Annotated in this window: 24 protein-coding genes and 1 pseudogene; 12 read left to right on the forward strand and 13 right to left on the reverse strand. The window is 68.8% G+C overall.

Annotation, left to right across the window (positions count from 1 at the left end; translation table 11 throughout):
- Positions 1 to 21 precede the first annotated feature (21 nt).
- A complete protein-coding gene (locus B1818_RS02960; RefSeq protein WP_078111886.1) occupies positions 22 to 597 on the forward strand; it encodes a helix-turn-helix domain-containing protein in 576 nt (191 codons plus the stop codon).
- Between the two features lie 76 nt (positions 598 to 673).
- Here the strand turns inward: B1818_RS02960 and B1818_RS02965 are convergent, their stop codons facing one another.
- The 3 genes from B1818_RS02965 to B1818_RS02975 form a co-directional block, all read right to left on the reverse strand.
- The gene (locus B1818_RS02965) at positions 674 to 1609 is read right to left on the reverse strand and encodes a hypothetical protein (RefSeq protein ID WP_078111887.1); all 936 of its coding nucleotides are present in this window, start codon (positions 1607 to 1609) and stop codon (positions 674 to 676) included.
- A gap of 14 nt (positions 1610 to 1623) precedes the next feature.
- Positions 1624 to 2883: a serine--tRNA ligase gene (gene serS / locus B1818_RS02970; RefSeq protein WP_068972421.1), complete on the reverse strand. Its 1260-nt coding sequence runs from the start codon at positions 2881 to 2883 to the stop codon at positions 1624 to 1626.
- 65 nt (positions 2884 to 2948) lie between these two features.
- Positions 2949 to 3374 carry an ankyrin repeat domain-containing protein gene (locus B1818_RS02975; protein ID WP_247450908.1) on the reverse strand — a complete coding sequence of 142 codons (426 nt, stop codon included), beginning with the start codon at positions 3372 to 3374 and terminating at the stop codon, positions 2949 to 2951.
- Between the two features lie 81 nt (positions 3375 to 3455).
- On the opposite strand from B1818_RS02975, the gene B1818_RS02980 reads away from it, so the two are divergent.
- Complete coding sequence (locus tag B1818_RS02980) at positions 3456 to 4424, forward strand: cation diffusion facilitator family transporter (protein ID WP_058250913.1); 969 nt, start codon at positions 3456 to 3458, stop codon at positions 4422 to 4424.
- 151 nt (positions 4425 to 4575) lie between these two features.
- Here B1818_RS02980 and B1818_RS02985 read toward each other — a convergent pair whose 3' ends face one another.
- From B1818_RS02985 to B1818_RS02995, 3 genes and pseudogenes are all read right to left on the reverse strand, one after another.
- Complete coding sequence (locus B1818_RS02985) at positions 4576 to 5820, reverse strand: HNH endonuclease signature motif containing protein (RefSeq protein WP_078111888.1); 1245 nt, start codon at positions 5818 to 5820, stop codon at positions 4576 to 4578.
- A gap of 556 nt (positions 5821 to 6376) precedes the next feature.
- A pseudogene (locus B1818_RS02990) lies at positions 6377 to 7369 on the reverse strand (crotonase/enoyl-CoA hydratase family protein).
- 37 nt (positions 7370 to 7406) lie between these two features.
- Complete coding sequence (locus tag B1818_RS02995) at positions 7407 to 9056, reverse strand: acyl-CoA dehydrogenase family protein (RefSeq protein ID WP_058250912.1); 1650 nt, start codon at positions 9054 to 9056, stop codon at positions 7407 to 7409.
- 121 nt (positions 9057 to 9177) lie between these two features.
- Between B1818_RS02995 and B1818_RS03000 the strand changes: the two genes are divergently transcribed.
- From B1818_RS03000 to B1818_RS03015, 4 genes are all read left to right on the forward strand, one after another.
- Positions 9178 to 9921, forward strand: a complete 744-nt coding sequence (locus B1818_RS03000; protein ID WP_217700276.1) for a PaaX family transcriptional regulator C-terminal domain-containing protein — start codon at positions 9178 to 9180, stop codon at positions 9919 to 9921.
- A gap of 110 nt (positions 9922 to 10031) precedes the next feature.
- Positions 10032 to 11165 (forward strand): septum formation family protein, encoded by a 1134-nt coding sequence (locus B1818_RS03005; protein ID WP_058250910.1) that lies wholly within the window; start codon positions 10032 to 10034, stop codon positions 11163 to 11165.
- Between the two features lie 4 nt (positions 11166 to 11169).
- Positions 11170 to 11520 (forward strand): metallopeptidase family protein, encoded by a 351-nt coding sequence (locus B1818_RS03010; protein ID WP_058250909.1) that lies wholly within the window; start codon positions 11170 to 11172, stop codon positions 11518 to 11520.
- 105 nt (positions 11521 to 11625) lie between these two features.
- Complete coding sequence (locus tag B1818_RS03015; protein WP_058250908.1) at positions 11626 to 12126, forward strand: hemerythrin domain-containing protein; 501 nt, start codon at positions 11626 to 11628, stop codon at positions 12124 to 12126.
- 135 nt (positions 12127 to 12261) lie between these two features.
- On the opposite strand, the gene B1818_RS03020 is transcribed toward B1818_RS03015, so the two are convergent.
- Positions 12262 to 12921, reverse strand: coding sequence for a histidine phosphatase family protein (locus tag B1818_RS03020; RefSeq protein WP_058253726.1), 660 nt, complete (start codon positions 12919 to 12921; stop codon positions 12262 to 12264).
- Positions 12921 to 13889 carry a prephenate dehydratase gene (gene pheA / locus B1818_RS03025; protein WP_058253725.1) on the reverse strand — a complete coding sequence of 323 codons (969 nt, stop codon included), beginning with the start codon at positions 13887 to 13889 and terminating at the stop codon, positions 12921 to 12923. Before pheA ends, B1818_RS03020 begins: the two co-directional genes overlap by 1 nt.
- 158 nt (positions 13890 to 14047) lie before the next feature.
- Here pheA and B1818_RS03030 point away from each other — a divergent pair, with 158 nt between their 5' ends.
- The 4 genes from B1818_RS03030 (at position 14048) to B1818_RS24270 (ending at position 17906) form a co-directional block, all read left to right on the forward strand.
- Entirely contained in the window at positions 14048 to 14800 is a 753-nt protein-coding gene (locus B1818_RS03030) for a DUF2470 domain-containing protein (protein ID WP_058253724.1), read from the forward strand.
- 74 nt (positions 14801 to 14874) lie between these two features.
- Positions 14875 to 15672 carry a CPBP family intramembrane glutamic endopeptidase gene (locus B1818_RS03035; RefSeq protein WP_078111890.1) on the forward strand — a complete coding sequence of 266 codons (798 nt, stop codon included), beginning with the start codon at positions 14875 to 14877 and terminating at the stop codon, positions 15670 to 15672.
- 110 nt (positions 15673 to 15782) lie between these two features.
- Positions 15783 to 17030, forward strand: coding sequence for an oxygenase MpaB family protein (locus B1818_RS03040; RefSeq protein WP_078111891.1), 1248 nt, complete (start codon positions 15783 to 15785; stop codon positions 17028 to 17030).
- 267 nt (positions 17031 to 17297) lie between these two features.
- Positions 17298 to 17906, forward strand: a complete 609-nt coding sequence (locus B1818_RS24270; protein WP_058253721.1) for a cold-shock protein — start codon at positions 17298 to 17300, stop codon at positions 17904 to 17906.
- Here the strand turns inward: B1818_RS24270 and B1818_RS03050 are convergent.
- Positions 17899 to 19323, reverse strand: coding sequence for an APC family permease (locus tag B1818_RS03050; protein ID WP_058253736.1), 1425 nt, complete (start codon positions 19321 to 19323; stop codon positions 17899 to 17901). The genes B1818_RS24270 and B1818_RS03050 overlap by 8 nt on opposite strands.
- A gap of 584 nt (positions 19324 to 19907) precedes the next feature.
- Here B1818_RS03050 and B1818_RS03055 point away from each other — a divergent pair.
- Complete coding sequence (locus B1818_RS03055; protein WP_058253735.1) at positions 19908 to 20831, forward strand: LCP family protein; 924 nt, start codon at positions 19908 to 19910, stop codon at positions 20829 to 20831.
- Between the two features lie 85 nt (positions 20832 to 20916).
- On the forward strand, positions 20917 to 21453 hold the full coding sequence (locus tag B1818_RS03060; protein ID WP_058253734.1) for a ferritin: 537 nt from the start codon (positions 20917 to 20919) through the stop codon (positions 21451 to 21453).
- Between the two features lie 198 nt (positions 21454 to 21651).
- Here B1818_RS03060 and B1818_RS03065 read toward each other — a convergent pair whose 3' ends face one another.
- Genes B1818_RS03065 through B1818_RS03080 form a run of 4 tightly spaced genes read right to left on the reverse strand, consistent with a single transcriptional unit; the run spans position 21652 to position 24821 of the window.
- Positions 21652 to 22575 carry a DUF5926 family protein gene (locus B1818_RS03065; protein ID WP_058253720.1) on the reverse strand — a complete coding sequence of 308 codons (924 nt, stop codon included), beginning with the start codon at positions 22573 to 22575 and terminating at the stop codon, positions 21652 to 21654.
- A 55-nt stretch (positions 22576 to 22630) separates the two neighbouring features.
- Positions 22631 to 23440: a glycerophosphodiester phosphodiesterase family protein gene (locus tag B1818_RS03070; protein WP_058253733.1), complete on the reverse strand. Its 810-nt coding sequence runs from the start codon at positions 23438 to 23440 to the stop codon at positions 22631 to 22633.
- Positions 23437 to 24474, reverse strand: coding sequence for a DUF4328 domain-containing protein (locus B1818_RS03075; RefSeq protein WP_078111892.1), 1038 nt, complete (start codon positions 24472 to 24474; stop codon positions 23437 to 23439). The genes B1818_RS03070 and B1818_RS03075 overlap by 4 nt, the downstream gene beginning before the upstream one ends.
- Positions 24471 to 24821, reverse strand: a complete 351-nt coding sequence (locus tag B1818_RS03080) for a rhodanese-like domain-containing protein (RefSeq protein ID WP_058253732.1) — start codon at positions 24819 to 24821, stop codon at positions 24471 to 24473. The genes B1818_RS03075 and B1818_RS03080 overlap by 4 nt, the downstream gene beginning before the upstream one ends.
- Between the last annotated feature and the right edge of the window lie 188 nt (positions 24822 to 25009).

Below are 25009 nucleotides of genomic sequence, written 5' to 3' on the forward strand. Positions count from 1 at the left end.
GCGTACGTAAAGGAACCTTCCGTGCCGAGAGCCTCCGCCGCGGCCGCAGCCGAGACGGCCCGTGCCGTCCTAGCCGCCGCCACCCGCCAGTTCGCTGATCGTGGATTCTCCGAGGTGTCCCTCGACGACGTCGCCGAAGCCGCGGGCGTCACCCGCGGCGCCGTCTATCACCACTTCCGCAACAAAGGCGCGCTGTTCGCGGCGGTCGCCGCGGCCTGCCATCAGCAGGTCGCCGATGCGGTCGTCGCGGCGGCCGAAGCCGCCGGCACCGACCCGGCCGGTCAGTTGAGTGCCGGGTCGCACGCGTTCGTGGACGCGATCACCAGCGGAGCGGCCGTGCGCATCCTGCTGATCGACGGACCTGCGGTGGTCGGCTGGGACGAGTGGCGCCGACTCGACGAGGCCGGGTCGGCGACCCATCTGCGCGAGGCCCTCGTGGCGGTCGGCGTCGACGGCGAGTTGGTCGACGTGATGACGATGCTGTTGTCGGGTGCGATGAACGAAGCCGCCCTCTGGCTCGCCCGGCATCCCGACGACGACACCGCACGCGAACGCGCCCACCGCGCGCTGGATCGGCTGCTGGCCGCGATCGTGTGAGGAATCCAATAGAATCTCAATGCGATTCGTCCCGGAAGGCGGCTCGAATCGCAACGCGAACGGTGGGCCTTGCGGCCTATCGCCGTTCGACCTCGCGCGGCGGATGGCCGTACCCGCGAGGCGCATTCGTCGCGTCGGCCGTCTCGACCGCGGTGACGGCACCCGACGACGCCAGTACGACGCCGCCGAGAACTGCGCCGAGGAAGGCCACGATCGCGACCGGACCCCATCCGGCACGTGTGACGTCGCCGAGGAACGCGATGCCGACCGCCCCGGGCAGGACCGTCTGCCCGACGACCAAGGCGGCGGCCGCACCGTTGACCGAGCCGGTCTGCAGCGCCACCGTGAACAGGTAGAAACCGCCGATCCCGCTGAGCAGCAACGCATACAGCGCGGGGTCGGTGAACAACACCGACAGATCGAGTGGGTCGAGACCGTCCAGGATGCGAGAGGCCACCGCCATCACACCGAAGACGGCCCCGGCGATGAGCCCGGTCACCGCCGCGATGTGCTTACGCAAGCGGCGCATCACGATCACGCCCAGCGCGATCAGCGCCGGTCCGGCAACGAGTACCGCCCAGTGCATCCACGCATCGTGCTCCACACCTTCGCGGCCCGCCGAGAGCGCGAGCAGCACCAACGACAGCACGATCACCGCCCCGGAGATCCAATCCCGCAGCGTCAGACTAACTTTCAGGACCACCATCGCCAGCAACGCGGTGGCCACGAGCCGCGCGGAGATGATCGTCTGCGACAAGAAGAGCGGGATCAGCCGTGCCGACGCGATGGTCGCGACGAAACCGATGATGTCGAAGACGAATCCGACGAGGAACGGCACCGTGAGCATGGTGGCCGCCGTGGAGCGCAACGACGGATGCGCGGCGGCCGACCGACGGCGCTCCTCACGGATCGCCGCTCGCTGCGCAACCTGCTCGGCGCCCAGCGCCTGCAGCACCGCTGCCGCGGCGAACGCCAGCGAACCGATCACCGCGATCACGATGCCGGCGGTCATGACAGGAGCTCAGCTCAACGCGGCGTGAGCACGTCGGTGCCCACGAACTTGGCGAGCTCGGCGGGCAGCCGGACCGAACCGTCGGGTTGCTGGTGGTTCTCGAGGATCGCGACCAGCCAGCGGGTGGTCGCCAGCGTTCCGTTGAGCGTCGCGGCAGTCTGCGGTTTGCCGTTCTCGTCGCGGTAGCGGATCGAGAGGCGTCGTGCCTGGAACGTGGTGCAGTTCGACGTCGAGGTCAGCTCGCGATAGGTGCCCTGCGTCGGCACCCAGGCCTCGCAGTCGTACTTCCGCGAGGCAGACGAGCCGAGGTCGCCGCCGGCGACATCGATCACGCGGTACGGCACGTCGATGGCGGCGAGCATGTCCTTCTCCCAGCCCAGCAGGCGCTGGTGCTCGGCCTCGGCGTCCTCGGGCCGGCAGTAGACGAAGCCCTCGACCTTGTCGAACTGGTGGACGCGGATGATGCCGCGGGTGTCCTTGCCGTAGCTGCCGGCCTCGCGTCGGAAACAGGTCGACCAGCCGGCGTACCGCTTGGGACCGTCGGACAGGTCGAGGATCTCGTCCATGTGGTACCCCGCGAGCGGCACCTCCGACGTGCCGACCAGGTACAGGTCGTCGTCCTTGTCGAGGTGATAGACCTCGTCGGCATGGGCGCCGAGGAACCCGGTTCCCTCCATGACCTCCGGCCGGACGAGCACCGGCGGGATCATCAGGGTGAACCCGTTCGCGGTGGCCTTCGCCGCGGCCATGTTCAGCAGTGCGAGCTGGAGTTGCGCACCCTGGCCGGTAAGGAAGTAGAACCTCGACCCCGACACCTTGGCGCCGCGCTCCATGTCGAGCAGTCCGAGCGACTCACCGAGTTCGAGGTGGTCCTTCGGGTTCTCGATGTCGCGGGGCTCGCCGACGTGCTCGAGGACCACGTAGTCGTCCTCACCGCCGGCGGGCGCCCCATCGGCGACGATGTTGGAGATGGCCCGATGGGCCTTCGCCGCGGCCGCATCGGCCTCGGACTGGCGCGCCACCGCAGCTTTGACCTGCTCGGCGAGCTCTTTGCCCTTGGCCAGCAGCGCCTGCTTGTCGTCGCCCTGAGCCTTGCCGACCTGCTTGCCGAGAGCTTTCTGCTCGGATCGCAACGCGTCCGCCTCGACGATGGCCGCCCGGCGCTCGGCGTCGGCGGCGAGCAGCGCGTCCACCAGGCCCGGGTCCTCACCGCGGGAGCGCTGTGAGGTGCGGACGAGGTCGGGGTTGTCGCGAACAGTCTTCAGGTCGATCACGACTTCAAACCCTACTTGAGAGCGCGATGCGAACCCGATCACGCCGTCGGGTCCCCGGGGAGGTCTCAGCTCCACAGACGACGCAGGTCCTCACGGCCGAACATCGCTGCCGCGGCATCCGCGGCCGGAGTTCCCACGTGCGGGTCCGCCCCGGCGTCGACGAGCGCCCGCACCACGTCGTCGAAACCCTTGAACACCGCGCCCGCCAACGGCGTCTGCCCTTTGTCGTTGGCGAGGTCGGTGTCGGCGCCGCGGTCGAGGAGGGCCGACACCGTCGACGCGTGGCCGTGGTAGGCCGCGAGCATGAGGAGCGAGTCACCGGACTGGTTGCGCAGATCGGCCGGGACGCCGGCGTCGAGGTAACCGGCGAGCGTGTCGGTGGCACCGGACCGCGCCATGTCGAAGAGTCGGGTGGCCAGTTCGACGACCTCAGGGCCCGGGGCGTCGATGCCGGGCCCGGCCTCGAGTGGATCGTCGGAATTGGCTGCCACTCCCGCGAGTGTAGGCGTGGCCGACACTCCCTCGATCTGGGTGAGGCCGCGGGCACCGCATCGTGTGGGAGACTCGGCGCAGTGACTCCTCCCGACGCGCAGCACGAATCCGGCGGACCCGGCGAGAGTTTCCTGACGGTCGTCATCGCGTTCGTGTCGAACCTCTTGATCGCCGTCGCCAAGACCGGCGCCGCGATGATCACCGGCTCCGCGTCGCTCGTCGCCGAAGCGGCCCACTCGTGGGCCGACACCGGGAACGAGATCCTGCTGCTGATCGCGGAGCGACGTGCGCATCGGCCCCGGGATGCCCGTCATCCACAGGGCTACGGACGCGAGGCATACATCTGGTCGATGTTCGCGGCCTTCGGGTTGTTCGCGGTCGGAGCCGCGGTGTCGGTGCAGCACGGCATCACCGAACTGCTGTCACCGGAGCCGGCGACGGATTACGGCATCGCCTATGCGGTCCTGGCGATCGCCGCGGTACTCGAGGGCATTTCGTTCGTGCGGTCGTATCAACAGGCGAAGCGCGGCGCGGTCAAGCGTCGGATCGGTCTGCTGCGACAGGTCTTCCGCACCTCCGACCCGACTCTGCGTGCCGTCTTCGCCGAGGACGCGGCCGCGCTCATCGGTCTGGCCATCGCCTTCGTCGGAGTGCTCCTGCACCAGATCACCGGGTCGGCCACCTACGACGCGATCGGGTCGATCCTGGTGGGCGTGCTCCTCGGAGTCGTCGCCATCGTCCTGATCAACCAGAACAGGCGATTCCTGCTCGGGCAGGCGGTCGACGACGCCGTCCAGCAGCGCGTCCTCCGGGACCTGCTCGCGCACAACAACATCGAGCGCGTCACCTACCTGCACGTCGAGTACACCGGGCCCGTTCAGCTGTTCCTCGTCGCCGCCGTCGATTTCACGGGTGACGACGCCGAGTCCTCGGTGGCCACCGCTCTCCGGCAACTCGAGAACGAGCTGGAGCGCGACCCGCGAATCACGGAGGCGGTACTCACCCTCTCCGCCCCCGGCGACGCGGACCTTGTGCCCGACGCACCCTGATCTCACCGGGGGTCTCGTAGCGCAAGCGCACGGATCGGGTCGTGCCTTCGCTACGAGATCCCTGGTGATTCCGTTTCACACTGTGGAGTTGTCAAAGGTCTTGTGGCGCCGGGGTCGACGCCGGAGGGTCTGGTCTGCGCGGGGCCGGCAGCTATACGAGAGCGTCGTCGAGTCGCATGGTGCGCCGATTGTAGGCGGGTCGGGGTAGGCGCCGTGGGTCGATATCGGCGGGTGGGATCAACCACGGGTGCCGGTCGGGACCCATCACCACCTGCCAGCCGTGATGATGAACCTGGGTGTGACAGCGTTGACACAACAGGCACCCGTTGTCCAGATCGGTCGGACCACCATCGACCCAATGAACCAGATGGTGAACCTGCGAATGCGCTGCTGGCGCCCCGCATTTCACACAACACCGATCGCGCACGACGATCGCCTGCCGCAGGTGATGCGGGAACAGGCGTTTCGTGGTGCCCATTTGTAGCGGCACCCCTTCGTCGTCAAGGACGATCTCGGCCACCCCACCATCACACGACAGCCGTCTTGTCGTCGACTCCGAGACCGCCCCCATCCACGGCAGCCGTGCCGGATCAGCGCCGTCGGCGGGGATGGTCACCATCACTTGGGTGCGGGGTGCGCCGGCGGTGGTCATCGCCGCGCCGATCGCGGCTTGATCCAACAGCAACTCCAGCGCATCGGCGCGTCGCTCGGCCGCACCTCGACGATCGGCAGCGCCGTCGGGTTCGGGACGCGGACAGGACCGTTCGTCGATCATGGACACGAACTTCTCTCCGATCACCGCGGTCACATCTCCGGCGATCGCGACCCGCCCGTCTTCGGTGATCCTGGTGTGCACGGTGTTCAGCGATGCGTCATCGGCCGCCGCCACAATGCTGGGGTCGGTGGGGGCGACCCGGATGGCGATCCCACGGGCGTGGTCGTCGATCTGGGCGGGGGTGGCTCCGGAGAACGCCTGCGCAAGCAACTCACTCTCATATCCGCTGCGATCGTCGTCGGAAAGCGCTGTGGCAGAACGTTTGTCAATAAGCGCTAGCCCGCGGATCACCGCGTCGACACACTCGGCAGACAGATAACCCTCCCAGGCACAGTCGTCAACCTTCGGCACCGACTCCAGTCCGCCGGCGATCCGTACATAGCGGTGCGCGGCAGCGGGCGGCATGCCCATTTCGATCAACGCGTTCCGTGTGGTCGACCCCGCCCGCCCAGCGGCACCTATTGCGTCAAAAAGCGCTACGTGCACGGCGATCTGGTGATCGAGCACGTTGCGCAGCAGCCGTAGTTCGTCGAGCCGCTCGTGCAGAGCACGGCCACTGCCGTCGTCGGGTGGTGACGGCAGTGAGATGAGGGTGTCGCGGAGTTCGGTGGTCGAGGGCATGACACCAAGCTACTCGCAATCACGTTCGACGACGAAGTTTCTCCACAGCCCTCATCGTCATCGAATCCTGTTGCACAGCAATCGCCGTCAATCGCGCCCCAGTGGTGAACCGTGGTGGACTGTGGTGAACAGATACCCCACCAGTCACAGACGCCGGAGGGGTGCACCGGGGGGCACCGCCTCGGACGCAGGACCCTTCGTGACGCGCCCTCCACAAGCCCCGGACGCTCCTCAGACTCAGGGGGCGGTGGGGGCCGCGCCCTCCGCAAGCTCCGGGCACTCCTCAGCATCTGCGCCTTGCGGGCTGTTGTGGACTATGAAAGAACACTCGTGAGCGTCCAAACTTCTGCTCCCTGGGGTGCGAGCAAAGCGGGCAACGAAGGACCTCGCACGGTGCCTCACCAGGCCCTTCGCGGCTCGTCGCTCGCGCTCCTCGCACCTCAGAGACCATGGGTTTTGCGGTTCTCTCCGATTAGGAAGCAGGGGTTGATCGCCGCCCTCCGCAAGCTCAGGGAGCAGAGCGGGGCGCACTTCGCTCACGTCAGTGCGGCGTCGATCACTCTGTCGGCGAACGGAATTGGGCACGCTTCCAGTCGCCGTTGATCTCGTCGCGTTCGCGGACGGCGTCCCGGAACCCGACGGTCGCGGCCCGCTGCTGGAAGGCGTAGCCCTCGCGGGTGTGGCGGGAGACGCCGTCGAAGACCGTGCTGATCATGCCCGAATTCGCGACGCCCTGGGCCAGGAGCGCACTGTTGAGCGCCAGTTTGGCCATCACGAGTTGATTGATCGGCATGCGGGCGATCCGCTTGAGCAATGCCTCCGTCCGGTCGTCGAGCTCGTCCGCCGGGGGCGCCTCGACGGCCAGCCCCCACTCGTGCGCCTGTGTGCCCGAGAGGCAATCGCCGGTGAACAGCAGTCGCTTGGCGCGCTGATCGCCGAGCCGATGAGCCCACATCCCCGCGGCGGGGATGCCCCACACCCGGGTCGGCGGATAGCCGATCTTGGTGTCGTCGGCGCAGATGATCTGGTCGGCGTAGAGGGCGATGTCCGTCCCGCCGGCGACGGCGAACCCGTGCAGCTTGGCGACCGTCGGCTTGTTCGCGTGGAGCAGGCTGGCGAAACCGCGGTTGAACCTGCTCATCATCGCGTAGTCGATCATGGGATCGATCCCAGGTGCGGACCGGGTCGTGATTGCGTGCCTGCACAACGGGATCGAGCACGGTGCCGGTCCGTGGGTTGACGGTATGGGGATCGACGTCCTGCGACGGGTCGCCGCCGTTCTCGGCGAAGATCGACAGGTCGTATCCGCCGCAGAAACCCTTGCCCCGCCCGGATACGACGATCACGTGGACACCGGGGTCGAGATCGGCGCGCTCCACCGCGTGCGACAGTTCTACGGGGTGTCGACGGTGATCGCGTTGCCCTGATCGGGTCGGTTGAAGGTGATACGGGCGATCCGGCCGGTGACCTCGTAGGTGAGCGTGCGGTAGTCGGCATCCGGCTCGCGTCCGGCGCGGCCGGCGAACAACGAGTCCGCACCGTCGCGCAGGTCGTCGCGCCACGCGGCCGGCCGCGAGCCGGACGACTCAATGACGGACGTTGTCCTGCACGGTCTTCGGCGTCACCCGTTCGATGATCGACGCCGTGTCGATCCCCGACGGCAGGGTGCCGAACACGTCCCCCCGGTCGTTGCCGAGCCGACTCGCGGCGAACGCGTCGGCGACCGCCGGATGGCCGTACCGCACCAGCAGGGAGGCCTGGAGGAGCTGGGCCATGCGGCCGACGACCCGCCGGGCCCGGTATTGCATCGCGTCGAGGTCGCCCAGCTCGCGTCGGAGTTCGTCGGCCGCGGCGTCGAGGTGCCGATCCGCCCCTGCCGCACTGTCGATCTCGTCGAGGAACACGGTCACCGTGTCGGGCTGTTTGGCCATCGCCCGCAACACATCGAGCGCGGCCACATTCCCCGACCCCTCCCAGATCGACATGAGCGGTGACTCCCGGAAGAGCCGCGGCATCCGTGACTCCTCCACATATCCGTTGCCGCCCAGGCACTCCAGCGCTTCGGCGGCATGGATCGGGGCGCGTTTGCACACGTAGTACTTGCTGACCGCCAGCGAGATCCGCCGCAGCGCATCCGCCCGGGTGTCGCCTGCGGTCGCCTTGTCGGTCAGTTCCGCGAGCCACAGTGCTGTCATCGTGGCCCCTTCCGACTCGACCGCGAGATCGGCGAGCACGTTGCGCATCAGCGGTTGGTCGACGAGCGCGGCGCCGAAGGCCCGGCGGTGGGTGGCGTGATGGGCGGCCTGGGCGACGCCGACCCGCATGCCGGTCGCCGAGCCGAGAGTGCAGTCCAGGCGGGTCATGTTCACCATCTCGATGATCGTCGCCACCCCGCGGCCCTCGTCACCGACGAGCCACCCGACTGTGTCGTCGTACTCGACTTCGCTGCTCGCGTTGGAGTGGTTGCCCAACTTGGCCTTCAGCCGCTGCAGCATAAAGGTGTTGCGGGATCCGTCGGGCAGCACCCGCGGCACGAAGAAGCACGACAGACCTCCCGGCGCCTGCGCCAGCACCAGGAACACATCGCACATGGGTGCGGAGGTGAACCATTTGTGGCCGGTGATGCGGTACGTCCCGTCCGGTTGGACGACGGCCGTGGTGGTGTTCGCGCGAACGTCGGAGCCGCCCTGCTTCTCGGTCATCGACATTCCGGCGGTCAGCCCCGCTTTCGACAGCGGCACCCGGAGACCGGGATCGTAGGTCGTCGAGACGAGCAGCGGCTCGTACAGCCCGGCGAGTTCGGGGTTGGCCCGCAGTGCCGGCACCACCCCGTAGGTCATCGACAACGGGCAGCCGTGCCCGGCGTCCACCGAACCCCACACGCTCGACTTCACCGCACGCTCGAAGTGCGCCGTCGGGCTCGGGTCCGACCATGCGGTACCACCGAGACCGAAACCGATACCCGTCCGCATGAGGTGGTGATAGGCGGGGTCGTAGGTGACCTCGTCCACCCGGTTGCCGTAGCGGTCGTGGGTCCGCAGTTCCGGCGGGTGGGACTCGGCGAGGTCGCCCCATCCGAGCGCTTCCGCACCACCGGCGAGACGGCCGATCCGGTGCAGGTCCTCGAGCATGTGGTCGGCGCCCGCGCGGTGAACCGCCTCGGAGATGGCCGGAATGTCCGCGGCGTCGAAGTCGACGAGTTCGGGGACCTGATTGGTGACGACGTGGGTGGACATGGCGGAACCCGCTTCCTGGTGGAGGTCGTAACCCACGGTATTACATGATTCTGCTGTGCGCCAGAGTCTTGTAATACCCGTCGTCGCCGCCGAGCCGATCCCGCCCGATAGCATCGACGCCGTGCCCGGACGCGTGGACATTCCCAAGCTCACGGCGCGATCGGTCATCCTCAGCGCCCTCCTCGGCCTCGACTCCCCCGATGCGTCGATCAACGGGCTCCTGGCCACGGCCACCGAGCTCGGGCTCCGGGAATCGACCGTGCGGGTGGCGCTGACGCGTCTGGTCGCGGCGGGAGACCTGGAACGCACCGACGGCAGATGCCGACTCTCGCCCCGCCTGGTCGAACGACAGCAGCGCCAGGATCGGGCACTCCATCCGGCACGACGGGACTGGGACGGCAGCTGGGATCTCGCGATCGTGACGATCGGTTCGGAGAGCTCGACCGAACGAGCCCTGCTGCGCGACACGCTGCGGAAGGCCCGGCTCGGCGAGATCCGGGAGGGCGTCTGGGCCCGCCCGGCCAACCTCGACATCGAGCTCCCACCCGAACTGCGCCGCCGTCTGAGCCTCTTCCGGGCGGCTCCCGAGGAGGCGTCTACCGAGCTGGCCGCACGACTGTTCACGCCGTCGACCTGGGCCGCGACCGCGGACGAATTGCTCGACGCACTCGCCGCCGCGGCGACGGTCGCCGATCGATTCGAGGTCGCCGCCGCCATCGTGCGGCACATCCTCCGCGACCCGCTCCTGCCCGCGGAACTCCTCCCCAACGCTTGGCCCGGGGATCGGCTCCGCGAGGGTTACGAGGGCTTTCGCAGCGAGCTCACCGGACTCACCGCCCGGCACCTGTCACCCGGCGGGGAGTGAGGAACCGGTCTCAGAACCCGACCGGCGCGGTCATGCGGTGCATCGGCCCGGTCCGGCCATCGGCGCACGAGGGTGTGCCCCGTCCGATCCGTTAGGCATGATGGATCCCGATGAACGCGCCCGACCCCGACCGCAGCCACCCCGCCGACGCCGACGCACCGGCCGGCGGACCCCGCCGACCAGGCGCTTTCGCCCGCAACCCGGTCTTCGTGGTCCTGGGCGCGATCGTCGTCGGCGCACTCGTGGCCGGCGGGATCGCCTTCGCTGCGGGGGTCTTCGACGACAGCGGCAGCGTCGGCGGCAGCAACATCGGCGAGGGTGAGCGGTTGGTCGAGAACGCCTTCACGAAGTCGGTCGCGGGCGACTGTCTGGACTGGCCGGCCGGCAACCCCGGCCAGCCGGTCGATGTGCCGTGCGAGCAGAAACACCGCTTCGAGGTCGCGGGAGCCATCGACACCGCATTGATCCCCGGCGCGGAGTTCGGCGAAGACGCTCTCTGGCCCGGCGCCGAGCGGTTCGCGACGATCCGCGACGAACAGTGCCCGGTGATGGTGGACCAGTATCTCGCCGGGCGCCTCGACCCGCAGGGACGCTTCGCTGTCGGGATGATGTACCCCTCCCAGGTGCAGTGGGACAAGGGCGCGCGTCAGCTGCGGTGCGGGGTCCAGGAGAACGGCGCCGACGGAGCCCCGGTCCAGTTCTCCGGCCGGGTCGCCGACCAGAACCAGTCGTACGTCTGGCCCGAGGGCACCTGCGTCGGCATCGATCCCGAAACGCGCGCCCCGACCGGTTTCGCGGTGAGTTGTGCTGAGCCGCATGCCTTCCAGACGACCGGGATCGTCGATCTGTCGGTCCGCTTCGGCGACCGGATGTCGAACAAGCCGTGGCCGCCGACCGGCGCCCAGAACAGCTACCTCGGCTCGATCTGCCCGGTCCAGGCCGAACGGTTCGTGGGCGGGCGCAAGCAGCTCGACGCGACCACGCTCAACGTCCAGTGGTCGGTGCTCAGCGAGCCGAGTTGGCTCGCCGGAAGCCGCAAGGTGGTGTGCTACCTCGGGCTACCCGACAAGCGCGGCGGCTTCGCGACCCTGGTGGGCGACGCCAAGGGCGGCGCGCTGCTGATCAACGGGCGCGCGCCGGTCGCACCTCCGGAGGCGCCCCCGGGCCGGGCCCTGCCGACGCCGGTGCCGCTCCCGCCGGGCATCGCGCCCAACCCCGCCGAAGCACCGGCCCCGGCGGGCTGACCCGATGGCCGTGTACATGTCCGACGACGAGTTCGACGGGCTGGTCTCCGACGCGCTGGACACCATCCCCGGCGAACTGACCGACGCCATGAACAACGTCGTGATCCTCGTCGAACCGCACAACCCGGAAGAACCCGGCATCCTCGGGCTGTATCACGGTGTGGCACTGACGATGCGGACCACCGACTATGGCGGATTCCTGCCCGACACCATCACCATCTACCGCGACCCCATCCTCGCGATGTGCCACTCGCGGGAGGAGGTCGTCCACGAGGTGGCGGTCACCGTCGTCCATGAGATCGCACACCACTTCGGCATCGACGACGAGTGGCTGCACGCCAACGGTTGGGGCTAGTGGTGTGGCCGGCGCCCCGATTCCGCCGACTCGATGTTTGACCTGCGGCGGAACGCGGTACGAGGGGTAGCAGATCGAGCAGCCCTCTATCTCAGGAGTACGTCCATGTCCTCAGACGCCATCGTCATCCTCCGGGACGACCACAAGGAGATCCGCAAACTGTTCCGCGACTTCAGGTCGCAGGGCGACAACGCCGTGAAGACCAAGGGCAAGATCGTCGACAAGATCATCGAGGCCCTCACCGTGCACACCTACATCGAGAACGAGGTGATGTACCCCGAGATCCGCAAGCGGGTCCCCGATCTCGAGGACGACATCCTCGAGTCCTACGAGGAGCACCACGTCGCCGACGTGCTCGTCGTCGAGTTGGCCGCTCTCTCACCGGACAACGAGCGGTTCGACGCCAAGACCACCGTCCTGATCGAGAACGTGGAGCACCACATCGAGGAGGAAGAGGACGAGTGGTTCCCGAAGGTCCGAGAGGCGCTGAGCCGCAAGGAACTCCGGGAGATCGGTGAGGAGATGCTGCGCCGGCGGGAGAAGGCTCCCCGACGCCCGTCGCAACCGTCGGCGCTGAAGAAGACGGTCGACGCCATCATCAAGTAACCCTTCGTGACGCTCGCAAGCTCGCTCCTCAGGGAACGGGGTGACGCTCGCAAGCTCGCTCCTCAGGGAACGGGGTGAAGCTCGCTCCTCAGGGAACGGGGTGAAGCTCGCTCCTCAGGGAACTGAGGGACGCCGTCAGCCCATCGGTTCGTCGACCAGCGGCTCGTCGGCGATCTCGAACGGGGCCGTCGTGGCGCCCCATCGCGTGCACACCCAGATGCCGTCGGAGTACTCGAGTTCGATGGAACCGGTGTTGCCGAGGTGGGTCGCCGCGGCGAACCGGGAGTCGATCCCGGCGAGGCGCGCGGCGATCAGGCGGATGGCCGCACCGTGACTCACCAGGAACACATCGCGCTGGTCTGGGCCGGTGAGGTACATGTCGGCGAGGTCCTCGACCGTCGGCAGGTACCGGTCGTAGACCATCGCGAGGGATTCGCCGCCGGGGATGCGTGCGTCGAGGTCGCCGGCGTGCCAGCGGTGCATGATGTCCTGGAAGACCTCATGCGATTCGCGGTCGGAGCGGTCCTCGAGCTCGCCGGCCTGGACCTCGTGCACGCCGTCGATCGCCGCGGTCTCCACATCCCACACCGACCCGATCAGCTCGGCGGTCTGCCGGGCGCGGAGCGCGCGTGAACTGAGCAGCACCGCGTGCTGTTCCGGCACGTTCTCGAGACCGAACCGAACACCCTGTCGCGCACCGAAATCGGTGAGTGCGGCACCGGGCAGAGCGGTGTCGAGGCGGCGCATGACGTTCGAGGTGGTCTCACCGTGACGGACCAGATGCAGCCGCGCCATCACTTCCCTCCCCGACGCATCGAGTCGACCCATGCAAGCGATTCGGTGTGGTCCGGCGGCGCGGAGCCGGTGGTGCGCGCCGCGGGCCACGAGCCGAGGAACACCACCCGCTCGCATCGGCGGTGAAGGGCGGCAAGGGCTTCGGCGACGGCCGCATCGTCGATGTGTCCGACCGCGTCCAGGAAGAACCGGTACCGGCCGGTGATGCTGCGGCCCTGGGCCTCGTCACGCTGTGGGCGCGACTCGATCCGTGTGAGGTCGATTCCGCGCGAAGCGAATTCGTTCATCGCCGCCATCAGGCTCCCCGGTTCGTTCGACAGCTCGAGGATGACCGAGGTCCGGTCGGCGCCGGTGCGGGGCAGCGGAACCCCGGGTCGGCCGACCAGAAGGAATCGCGTGGTCGCCTCCCGCGCGTCGGCGACACCGTCGGCCAGCACGACGAGTCCGGACAGGCGCGCCGCGAGCCCCGTCGTGACCGCGGCGTCCGCTTTCCCGGCTGCGACGTCTTGCGCGGCAGCGGCATTCGAGCTCGCGATCACGAACTCGGCGTTGGGGAACAGCCCACCGATCGACTGACGCACCTGCGCGGAGGCAACCGGGTAGGCGGCGATCGTGCGGACATCGGCCGCGACCATCGGCGCGGCTGCGGCGATGGCGAACGAGATGTCGAGCACCGTCTCGGCGAAGGCCTGCACCCGACCGTCGACGGCGTCTGCCGCGGGCGGCACCAGTGCGTCCATCGTCGCCGGCACCGAACCCTCCAGCGAACTCTCGATCGGCACACAGCCGTAGTCGGCATCTCCGGTGCGGATCATGGCGATGGTGGCGGCCGGACTCGACGCGGCGACCCGGTCGACCCCGCCCGACAGGTCGAGGCCGTCCGCGGACTGTTGTTCGGCGAGGACCGCGTCGAGCGCCATCTCGGTGAAGGTTCCGGGCGGGCCGAAGTAGGCGATCACAGGCACCACACGAGCCTAGTGGAACAGGCCTGCCGAGACCCTTTCGCGCATGTGTCCCAGGCTCTACGCAGGGGTGTCGAAACCATTGACGCGTGCGCTCCGGGTATTTAGGTTAGGGTTACCTTTCATACGACCCGCGCCCCGCGACGCCGACCGGAGAGACTGTCATGACGAGAACGACGACCGACCGCCCCACGGATGCCGAGATGATCCAGACGGCTTGTCGTCGCGGCGGTTCCGCCATCCTGGCCGTCGAGGGCGCGGACGCCACCCCGATCGACGTCGTGCACCTCTTCGAGTCCCAGGCCTTCGTCCTCGTCCCCACCGACGGCGACGCGATGCGGACCGTCGACGGCGCCGAGGGCGTGCCCGCCATGCTCGAGGTCACCGACTGGGCACCCATCGACTTGCGTGAACGCGTGCGTTCGGTGATCTGGCTGAACGGCACGTTGCACGAGGTCCCGCGCGACCTGGAACGCGACCTGGCCATCGAGATCGCGGGCGAACACCCCGACGACGGTCTCCTCGACATCGGACACGGCGCGTCGATGATGCGCCTGCAGGTCGACACCGCGGTCATCGCGTCCTCGGACGGCGCGGCGTCGGTGTCGGCCACCGAGCTCGCCGACGCCGACCCCGACCCCTTCTGGGAGCACGAAGGCAGCTGGCTCGAACATCTCGACAGCGACCACGCCGACATCGTCGGACAACTGGTCCGCAAGCTTCCCGTCGAGCTGCGCACCGGACGGGTGCGGCCGCTCGGCCTCGATCGCTTCGGCATCCGGTTCCGCATCGAGGGACTCGACAGCGACTCCGACGTCCGCCTCCCGTTCGCGCGGCCGGTCTCCGACGTGTTCGAACTGTCCCGCGCGCTGCGGAATCTCGCGGGCTGCCCGTTCCTGAACTCGATGCCCGACTGACCCGGCTTCCGTAGCAACGCCGCCCGCGGATCACGCATCCGCACCACGGATCGCGGGGTCCTAGGCTGACCGGCATGGCCTTGCGCGAGTACCTCACACCGTCGCCCCACGGCATCCCGGTCGTCACCGACCGGACCGAACGACGCGGCATCATCGTCGAACTGGTCATCGTCGGTGTCCTCACATTCGCGTTCTCGGCGCTGTCCGCGGCACTCGCACTGCTCGAGGCGCAGCTCGCAGGCGGTATCGGCGAGACCACGGTCGCACTCAATCCCAGCCGCTCCGACCTCGGTCTCATCGACGCCGTCCGGCAGATCATGGGCGGCCTCCGACTGTTCGCCATCGCCGCCTTGGGGATGTATCTGCTGTGGCGCAGCGGGATCGGACTGTCGCGCGTCGGCCTGGGTCGGTGGACCCCGCGCCGCGACATCCCCTCGGGACTGGTCCTCGCCGCCGTCATCGGTCTGCCCGGCCTGGGACTCGTCGCCGTGGCCCGGACCCTGGGCCTCAACGCGAGCCTGGTGCCCAGCCAGGCCGACACCTGGTGGGAGTGGCCGGTTCTGGTGCTCATCGCGATCGGCAACGCCGCCGCCGAGGAGATCGTGGTGGTCGCGTACTTCATCACCCGGTTGCGACAACTCGGCGTGTCCGACAACGCGTCGCTCGCCGCCAGCGCGATCCTCCGCGGCGGCTATCACCTGTACCAGGGCTTCGGCGGCGGACTCGGGAATCTGGTCATGGGCGTGGTCTACGGGCGCTTCTTCCAGGTCACCGGCCGCGTCTGGCCCCTCGTGATCGCCCACGCGGTCATCGATGTGGTCGCCTTCGTCGGCTACGGACTGCTCCGCGACCATCTGTCCTGGGTCGGCTGAGAACCGAGACATCGTCGACCGTGCGGCCTTTCCCGTCGACTGCGCACTCCGACCGTGCACCCCTACCGGCCACCATTGAACGGGGTGAGATGATTCGCTAGATTCGTCTCATGACCGTCGATGCGCCGTCCGACCCGACCGCCGAGCCGGCGAGTTTCCCTTTCCCGCGACGCCATCGAGCCGCCGAGTCCCGCGGCCGGCGCATCGGCAGACTGCTCAAGGTCTACAACCACCTCCGTGAACCCGGCGACGACGAGCTCGCGGAGCTCGGACGTCGGCTGCGCACACGGGACGAACCCGCCGCGGCGCTGGTTCGGGCCATGCGCCTCCCGCGGGACACCGACGGCCGGGTCACGATGCGCCAGTTCGAGCGGGCCCTCGCCGGCGACATGCCCTCCGATGCGCCCGACGCCCTGCGCGACTTCTTCGCACTCGTCGAGAAGACACCGGACTGGGTCGATCCCGCTCTCTGCGACCGCGGCGCCGCCGTCTATCGGCGGTTCGGCCAGAACGCCAACGACGTCCTGCTCCAGCTCTCCCTGATCGGCGGCTACCGCTTCGGCGGTCCCGCCGACCTGCTGGTCGCGACCGGCGGCCTCACCGGGAACACGGTCATCCGACGACTCGGCGAGACGCAGACCTGGGCCATCGCGGTCGGCGAACCGGGCGGGATGGCACGCGACGGCGACGGCTGGCGACTCACCGTCCACGTGCGCCTCATGCATGCCCTGGTCAACGAGCGGTACGAGCACAACGGCCGCTGGGACATCGACCAGTGGGGTCTGCCGATCAACCAGTCCGACCTCGCCGCGACGCTGAACCTCTTCAGCGGCGCACTGATGATGGGGGTCCGCGCCCTCGGCGTCCCGGTGAGCCGTGACGACTCCCGCGCCCTCATGCACCTCTGGAAGTACGTCGGTTGGCTGATCGGCGTCGACGACGACTGGCTCTTCGACTCCGAACGCGACCAGCATCAGCTGAGTTATGCGGTCTTACTGGCGCAGCACGACGTGACCGACGCCGGCGCGGCCCTCACGACAGCGATCGTCGACGCCCAGAGCCGCTTGCACTACCGGTTGTTCCCCCGCCTCGCCGCGCGCTACACCCGCGCCCGCCTGCTGAGCATGCTGCAGGGCTTTCTCGGCGTGCGCGGCATGCGCGACCTCGGTCTCCGCCCCGCGGTGCCGTGGGCGTTCGGTCTCGCGTGGGTCCGCAACACTGTTGTCTACCAGGTCATCGCACGAACACCGGCCGGTCCGCGCTATCTGGAATGGACCGGCACCCGTTCCCGACGCCGCACACTCTTCCGCCACTTCGGCCCCGACGCCCCCGAGATCGGATCGCTCGCGGAGCATTGAGCCAGGGCTCGGGTCATCGGTACGAGGTCGCGTGCGACTTCGAACCGTCGGCGCGACTTCGATCGACGTCGCGCGTACCGATCGAGGTCGCGTGCGACATCGGTCCGGCAGCCGAGACCGTCCCGCGAAGCAAGCGTTCTCATCCCGAACCCGACCGACACGCGGTCAGCACGCGCATCGACTTTGCGGCATCTTGGTCGGCCTGCCGCAAACCGCCGCAACGAATATCGACTGTCGCGCCACAGGTCCGGCGCCTACGGTGGACCGATGTCGACGACCGGGATGATCCGCGAATGGCACCACGACGAGGGCTGGGGTGTCATCGAGTCACCAGCGTTGTCCGGCACCGTCCACGTGTCCACCTTCGTCGTCCGTGTTCGGGCCGTTCAGAATCTCGACGAGCTGTCCCTGCCGGGCTTGCGTCCGGGGACCGTCGTCGACTTCGACCATGCGATAGCTGTGCCAGCGGAAAGCGGATGCCGATATGTGGCGCTCTCGGTCTGGCCGACCGAGGTGGCCCGGCCGGATCCGAAGCACAATGGCGTGTTCCGAACTGCCCTGTGGCACAGCGTCGGTGACGCCGGACCGGACGGACTCACGATAATCGAGGAGACCGCCCTCACCGACACACCGACGTCACCGCCACCAACTACCCTCGGTCCGAACACCACCGGGACCGTTCGGTCGTGGAACGGCGAAGAGGGATGGGGCGTACTCGCTTCCGACGCCACCCCGGGCGGGGCGTGGGCGTTCTACAGCGAGATCGTCGGTACCGGTTTCCGGGACCTGGTGCCGGGGCAGACCGTCGAATTCCAGTACGAGCGAGCGAGTCAGGACGGATACGACTACCGCGCGAACAACATCCGCGTCAGGTGAGGCGCCCGGAGCGATCGTCGTCGTCGATGTCGTCGTCGATGTCGTCGTCGTTGACCCGGCGCCCACCCGACCCGGTCACACGCGCGAGGAGATAGAGCACGAGTCCGACGACGATCAGGATGCCCGCGCGCAACCAGGTCGACGCGCTCTGCTGCGTCATCAGGACGATGCAGGAGATCACCGCGAGCACGGGCAGGATCGTCGGCGCCCGGAAGTGGTCGGTGTCCGTGCGGTCGCGGCGCAGGACGAGGACGGCGACATTGGTGCTGACGAACACGAACAGCAGCAGGAGCACCACCGTCTCGGCGAGTGCCGCGACGGTCCCGGTTGCCGAGAGGATCATCGCGACGGCGGTGGTGGCGACAATCGCCGTCCACGGTGTCCGACGACCGGGCAGCACCTTCGCCAGCGCACCGGGCAGCAACCCGTCGCGGGCCATGCCGAAGGTCAGGCGCGACGCCATGATCATCGTGAGCAGCGCGCCGTTCGCGACGGCGATGAGCGCGATCAGGGAGAACAGCTGGTCGGGGATCCCGACATCGGCGATCGAGACGACCTCGAGCAACGGGCCCGACGACTCCACCAGGCGCTCCGGTGGCGCGACGACCGACACGGCGAGACCGACGAGGACGTAGACGACGCCGGCGGCGATCAGCGCACCGAACAGCGCCTTCGGATAGACCCGCCGCACGTCACGGACTTCTTCGGCCATGTTCGCGGAGGTCTCGAACCCGACGAACGAGTAGTAGGCGAGCAACGCCGCGCCCAGCACGGCGAGAGCCGGGGTGGTCTCGTCGGTGAACTCCAGCACCCGCTGCGGCTCACCGTCACCGCGACCCAGCACGATCCCGGCCAACACGACGACGAGCACGAGTCCGGAGACCTCCACCACGGTCATCACCACGTTGGCCCGCAGGGACTCGGTGATCCCGCGGGCGTTCAGCGCCGCGACGGCGAGCAGGAACACCAGCGCCGCCGCGGTGGTGGGCACGTCCAGAAAGACCTGCAGGTAGTCCCCCGCGAAGGCGAGCGCCAACCCGGCGGCGCTCGTCACACCGGCCGCCAGCATGCAGAACCCCACCAGGAAAGAGATGAGCGGATGGCGGTACGCGTGCCGCGCGAACACCGCCGCGCCGCCGGCCCGCGGGTACTTGGTGACGAGCTCCGCATACGACGCCGCGGTCAGCATCGCCAGCGCGAGGGCGAGCGCCAACGGCACCCAGATCGCTCCCCCGACCTCACCGGCGACCTCCCCGACGAGCGCATAGATGCCCGCACCGAGGACATCGCCCAGGATGAACAGGAACAGGAGTTTGCCGGTGATGGCGCGACGCAGCGGGGTGTGCCCGCCGTCGGTCCGGGCGTCATCGTTCCCGGAGTCCTGCGACGTGGCGTCGGCGACGTGTTTGTCGGTCATGGCGTGTCCTGTACCCCGTTCGGTCCGGAACGAGACCTCAGGTGGGCGGTTCGACGCCACGTCGGCAACCAACCGACCGACATCCGTGGCCACCGCCCATGCGTACATTGGTTGGGATGAACGAGCAGGACCCGCCGATCCTCCGGCGAGGTCGCCCCGGACCGCCGATGCCGCCCGGGCGGCCAGCGGGCCCGTCTCCGCGCCCGGGGCCACCACCCGGACAAGGCCACCGCCCTCCTCCCGGTGCCGTCGGTCCGTCCGCTCATCCGCAGGCCATGCCGCGGATCCCTGCACGCGGTCCCGACCCGCGCCGGGCGCCGGGCCCCGGTCCCACCGGCCGGCCCCCGCACCCGTCCCCGGCCGATCGGCCGCCACCATCGGCGCGGCCCGCTCCCGGCGGGTATGCGCCCACCCAGAAGCCGGAGCCGATCCCCGACGATCGGTCCCGTGGACCTCGTCCGCCGCGTGGCGACCGTCGCGACCGGGACCGGTCCGTCGGACGTCCGCCCGCGACCCCGGGGCCGGCCGGTCCTCGCCGGCCCCGGCGCACGGGGCGCCGCGCGGTCCGGGTGGGCAAGATCCTGATGATCCTGCTGCTCGTCGTCGTCCTCGGCAGTGTGGGACTGCTGTTCTACTACGACACGAGACTGGACCGGATCGACGCCCTGCCGGCCTACGCCGGACGCCCGTCGGACACCCCCGGCACCAACTGGCTCATCGTCGGTACCGACTCGCGATCCGATCTCACCGAGGAACAACGCCGGGCGCTGGCCACGGGTGACGCCGACGGCTCCCGCACCGACACGATCATGCTCGTCCACAACCCGCCTGGCGGCGGCAAGGCGATCGTGGTGAGCATCCCGCGCGACCTGTACGTGGAGGTGCCGGGCCACGGCAGCCTGAAGATCAACGCCTCGTTCAGCATCGGTGGTCCGGCGCTGCTCGTGCAGACCGTCGAGAACCTGACCGGCATCCGCATCGACCACTACGCCGAGATCGGCTTCGGCGGATTCGACACCCTCGTCGACTCGGTCGGCGGCGTCGACATGTGTCTCGACCAACCGCTCAACGACCCCAAAGCCGGTCTGCGCCTGGCGAAAGGCTGTCATCGTCTCGACGGTCGGCAGGCTCTCGGGCTGGTCCGGACCCGCGCATTCCCGCGCGCCGACCTCGAGCGCGTGGTCAATCAGCGGAAGTTCCTCGCCGCACTCGTGTCTCGCGCGACCAGTCCGTCGGTCCTGCTCAACCCGTTCCGACTCTTCGGGTTCGTCGGCGGCGCCATCGACGCGCTCACCGTCGATGAGCGAGATCACATCTGGAACCTCGCGTCCCTCATGTTCGCGCTGCGCGACCCCATCACGACGACGACGCCGGCCGGCGAGGGCACCTTCACCGACGAAGGACTGGCGTTGCCCGTCACCGAGCAGACCGAGGAGTTCTTCGGCTACCTCCGCGCAGGTCAGCCCGTCCCCGACGAGCTTCTCGTCGACACCGGCGGGCCGTCGTGAAAGGGTCGCCAAACGCAGGCCAGACTTGCCTTACTTAGCCTGAACTTGCTGGTGAGAGCCATTTTTCGGCTCTACGATGGGCCGCATGTCCGAACACACGAAGTTCCATCAGCTGCTGCACGACCAGATCAGCAACGAGTTCTACGCCTCGCAGCAGTACATCGCGGTCGCCACCTATTTCGACAACCACGACATGCCCCAGCTGGCAAAGCTCTTCTACCGCCAGGCCGTCGAAGAGCGCAATCACGCGATGATGATCGTGCAGTACTTCCTCGACCGCGACATGGAGGTCGAGATCCCCGGCATCCCGGCACCGAACAACCGGTTCGAGGACTACCGTGCGCCCATCGATCTCGCTCTCGCACAGGAGAAGACGGTGACCCAGCAGGTCGTCGACCTGGCGAAGTCGGCCCGCGACACCGGCGACTACCTCGGCGAGCAGTTCGTGCAGTGGTTCCTCAAGGAACAGGTCGAGGAGGTCGCGACCATGACGACCCTGCAGACCATCGCCGAACGCTGCAACGGGAACCTCTTCGACCTCGAGAACTTCGTCGAACGAGAGTTCAACGGCGAGAAGACATCCGACGCCACCGCACCGGTCGCGGCCGGCGGGAACATCTGACGACCCCCATCCGCTCCCTGAGGAGCGAGCTTGCGAGCCCAACCTCTGCTCCCTGAGGAGCGAGGAGCGCAAGCGACGAGCCACGAAGGGCTGGCGACGGACGTCACCACGCCCCTTCGTGGCTCGCTTCGCTCGCACCTCAGGGAGCAGAAGAAGGCTCTCAGGGAGCAGAAACAGCGCGGTTACGGACCACGACGGTCAGCGCAGCGTGACCTGGCGACCGCGAATGCCGTTGCGGGAGCTGCGTTGTTCGATCGTCAGCGGCGAGGTGTCGGCGAGTGCTTCGGCGAGGCGGCGATCGAGCTCGTTGAGACCGGCGTACCACTCTTCGTGGTGCATCTCGTTGTCGAGGTCGAAGACCGGGACGAGCAACCCGTGGGTGCGGAACGATCCGGCGAACCGCGAACCCTCACCCATCGTCAGATGACCGGCCGCGTGGAGCCGGGCCATCGCCGACATCAGGTCGTCCTCCGGCTCGGGTCGAATCCAGCGCAGGTGCGCACGTTCGCCCGCATCGACCCACCAGGGCGCACCGGCGCCGCTGTCGACCACGAGCCGCGCGGTCGGCAGCACCGAGTCGTTGGCGCGCTCGAACATTGCCGTGATCTCCGCCGGGACCTCGGTGCCCTCCACGAACCACCAGCCGAAGTCCTGGTGCACCGTGATGTCCAGGGTGGCGTCGGTTCTCACGACCTCGTCGAGGCTGGGGGCCTCGTCGGCAGCTTCGAGGTCGAACTCACTGCCGGCGTCGGCGTGAGCGGCCCACGCGATGGCCGCGGCGAGTTCGACGGTCAGCGCCGAGCGATCGGGGTCGGTCTGTAGACCCACGAAACCCTCTGTCGCACCGTCGAGGTCGCGCGCGAGAGCAGGCACCGCGCCCGGCAGGATCGTCACGATCGAGACGTCGTTGCGGGAACCGGCCGGCTCGGTGAGCTCCAACCGCGCAGTCGCCGAGGCGACGAAGGTCCGCAGCGCGACGAAATCGCATTCGGACGCGAACCCGGCGAAGGGCCGGGGCGGCGGCGCCAGAGCTGCGGCCTGGCGTGCCTTACGTGCTGCGACGCGCTCGGCGCGATTGCTTCCCGGACGTGGTCCACTACCCCGTTTGCTCTTCTTGCCCATCGGTCCACTCTCTCACGTCGGCCCGCGGCGCCCGACAGGTCGTGCGGGCGGCAGCTCAGTCGACGGTGACCAGCCAGTCGCGCACCTTCGCCGGGTGGTTGGTGGCCAGCCATCGCACACCGAGATCGGCACACAGCTGGACGTCGACCTGCTCGTCGACGGTCCAGCAGTAGGTGACCCGACCGGCTGCGGCGGCGCGATCGACCAGGTCCGGGTACTGCCGCAGGGTCATCACCGACGGCCCGATGCCGGTCGCCCCGACGGCGGTCGCGGCGCCCCCACCCAGGACCCGGGCGGTGTCACCGAGCAGGATCGTCGGCAGCATCGGGGCGTGGCGTCGGATCCGCCAGACCCCGGCCGACGAGAACGAGATGACCACGGCGCGGCTGTGATCGGCCGACGGCGGCGTCGCCACCCCGAACTCGTGCAGCATCTCGAGGAGCTTCTGCTCGACGAGACTGCCGAACCGCACCGGATGCTTGGTCTCGATGAACAGGCGGACGGGTCGGCGCCAGTCCAGGGTCAGCGTGAGCAGCTCCCGCAGCGTCAGGATCGACGCGGGTCCACCAGCCGCATGCCAGCTCCCGAAGTCGAGCTCGCGCAGTTCGGCGAGCGTCATCTCGCTGACGATCCCCGAGCCGTCGGACGTCCGGTCGACGGTCCGGTCGTGCACGCACACGAGTTCGTGGTCGGCGGTCAACCGGACATCGCACTCGAGGCCGTCCGCACCCTGTGCGAGAGCCAGCTCGTAGGCGGCCAGGGTGTGTTCCGGACAGTCGCCCGACGCCCCGCGGTGCGCCACCACCGCCGGCTTGCCCGATCGGGAGACCTTCTCGGCCGCGCCCACGTTCACCCCTGAGTTCATCCGACCGCCACCCACCGTCTCGTCGGGACCGGGGCCGCCGCGGCGGCGTCGAACAGTGTCCGCACCCGGCGTGCCATCCAGAAGGCGAAGGCAGCCGAGACCGCTGCGCTGACGATGACCATCACCATCGCGTTCGCCCCGGTCTGCAGCGAGTCCGAGCGCCACGCGACGAGCCGGGCGATGATCGCCGCACCGGCCGCCGCATTCACCACCACCCAGGCGACCCACAACTTGCGGAGTCGTCGGCCGACGAGGTCGGCATCGAGCGCGGGGTCCTGGCCGACCCGATGCACGGCGACCTCCTGCACCACCAGCGGCGCACCGATGAGGTTGACCAGCGGCAGGCCGGCGAGCGCGGCGACCCAACCGGGCCGGCGCGGGTCGACGAGACCGGCCGCGGCGTAGGTGTCCGCGCGCAACTCCAGGACCCAGCGCATGAAAGCCAGCGTCGCCAGGACGAATCCGAGGAATGCGACGACACCGACGAAGACGGTCAGCCAGTCGGACGCGACGATGAGGAATTCGGGCAGCGGACGGTCACGGTTGACGACCAGCAGGAGGTAGCGCACGAGATGGACCAGTGCGGACGCGGCCAGCGCAGAGCCCGCCACGTTCAGGGCGAACTGCAGTCGGACACGCGAACTCTCGAGTTTCTGGTGCGCGGTGTCGACCTCCGCCGGTTCGTCGTGGAGACCCCAGGTGGGTATGTAGACGTACCGGGGAATTAGTCGGGGGCCACGTCGACCCGAGGGGCCGCGGCGGGCAGGAATCGCCTCGGGTGGGCGGCGGGCCACCCACCGGACGTTGCGACTGCGGTAGAGACGTCCGGCGGACACCGGGGCCGGGCCGGAGCGAGACGGGACGTGCGGCGGGCGCACCGCGCCGGGCGCCGGCGATCGTGCCGGCGTCTGCCGGGCGGCCAGCGCCCGCGCGGCATCCTCGACGACGCTCAGCGGTCCGCCGCATCGGGGGCAGTGTTTACGGCCGGGACGGTGCGGTGCCTGGATTCGACACCGCGGGCACAGGTCGATCATCGGCCGGCGTCGCCCTCGGGTCGTGGATCACCGATCTCGACGGGCTTGCCGTGTTCCTGCCAGGCGAGCATGCCGCCGCGGACGCAGATCCCGTCGTAACCGACCTGCGCGAGGTACTGCAGCACGCGCATCGATCGGCCGCTGGAATGGCAGACCACGTACAGATCGTGATCGGGGTCGAGTTCGGCAAGGCGGCCGGGCACCTCGGCCAGCGGGATGTGCACGGCGCCCCGGATGTGACCGGACGCCCATTCGTCGTCCTCACGGACGTCGAGCATCACCGCGTCGGTCTGCCCGGTGAAGTCATCCGGAAGGTCGGTCACCGGCACCTGAGTGATGTCGCCCATGCTCACGTTTTCCATGGTGGCACAGAGACGGCCGGGCGCGGCGGCAGCTCGACCGGACCACTGCCCGCGCGCCCCGCTGTCATCACCGAGACGGGTGTGGAGCAACGCGCTATGTAGACCTACATAAATTTATCCACATGTACGTCCTGGACATTTGTCCCTCGTTCGCGCACTGACCGTCTACTTGG

The organism is Gordonia sp. IITR100, assembly GCF_002009645.1.
In the GTDB taxonomy this organism is placed as follows: Bacteria; Actinomycetota; Actinomycetes; order Mycobacteriales; family Mycobacteriaceae; genus Gordonia; species Gordonia hongkongensis.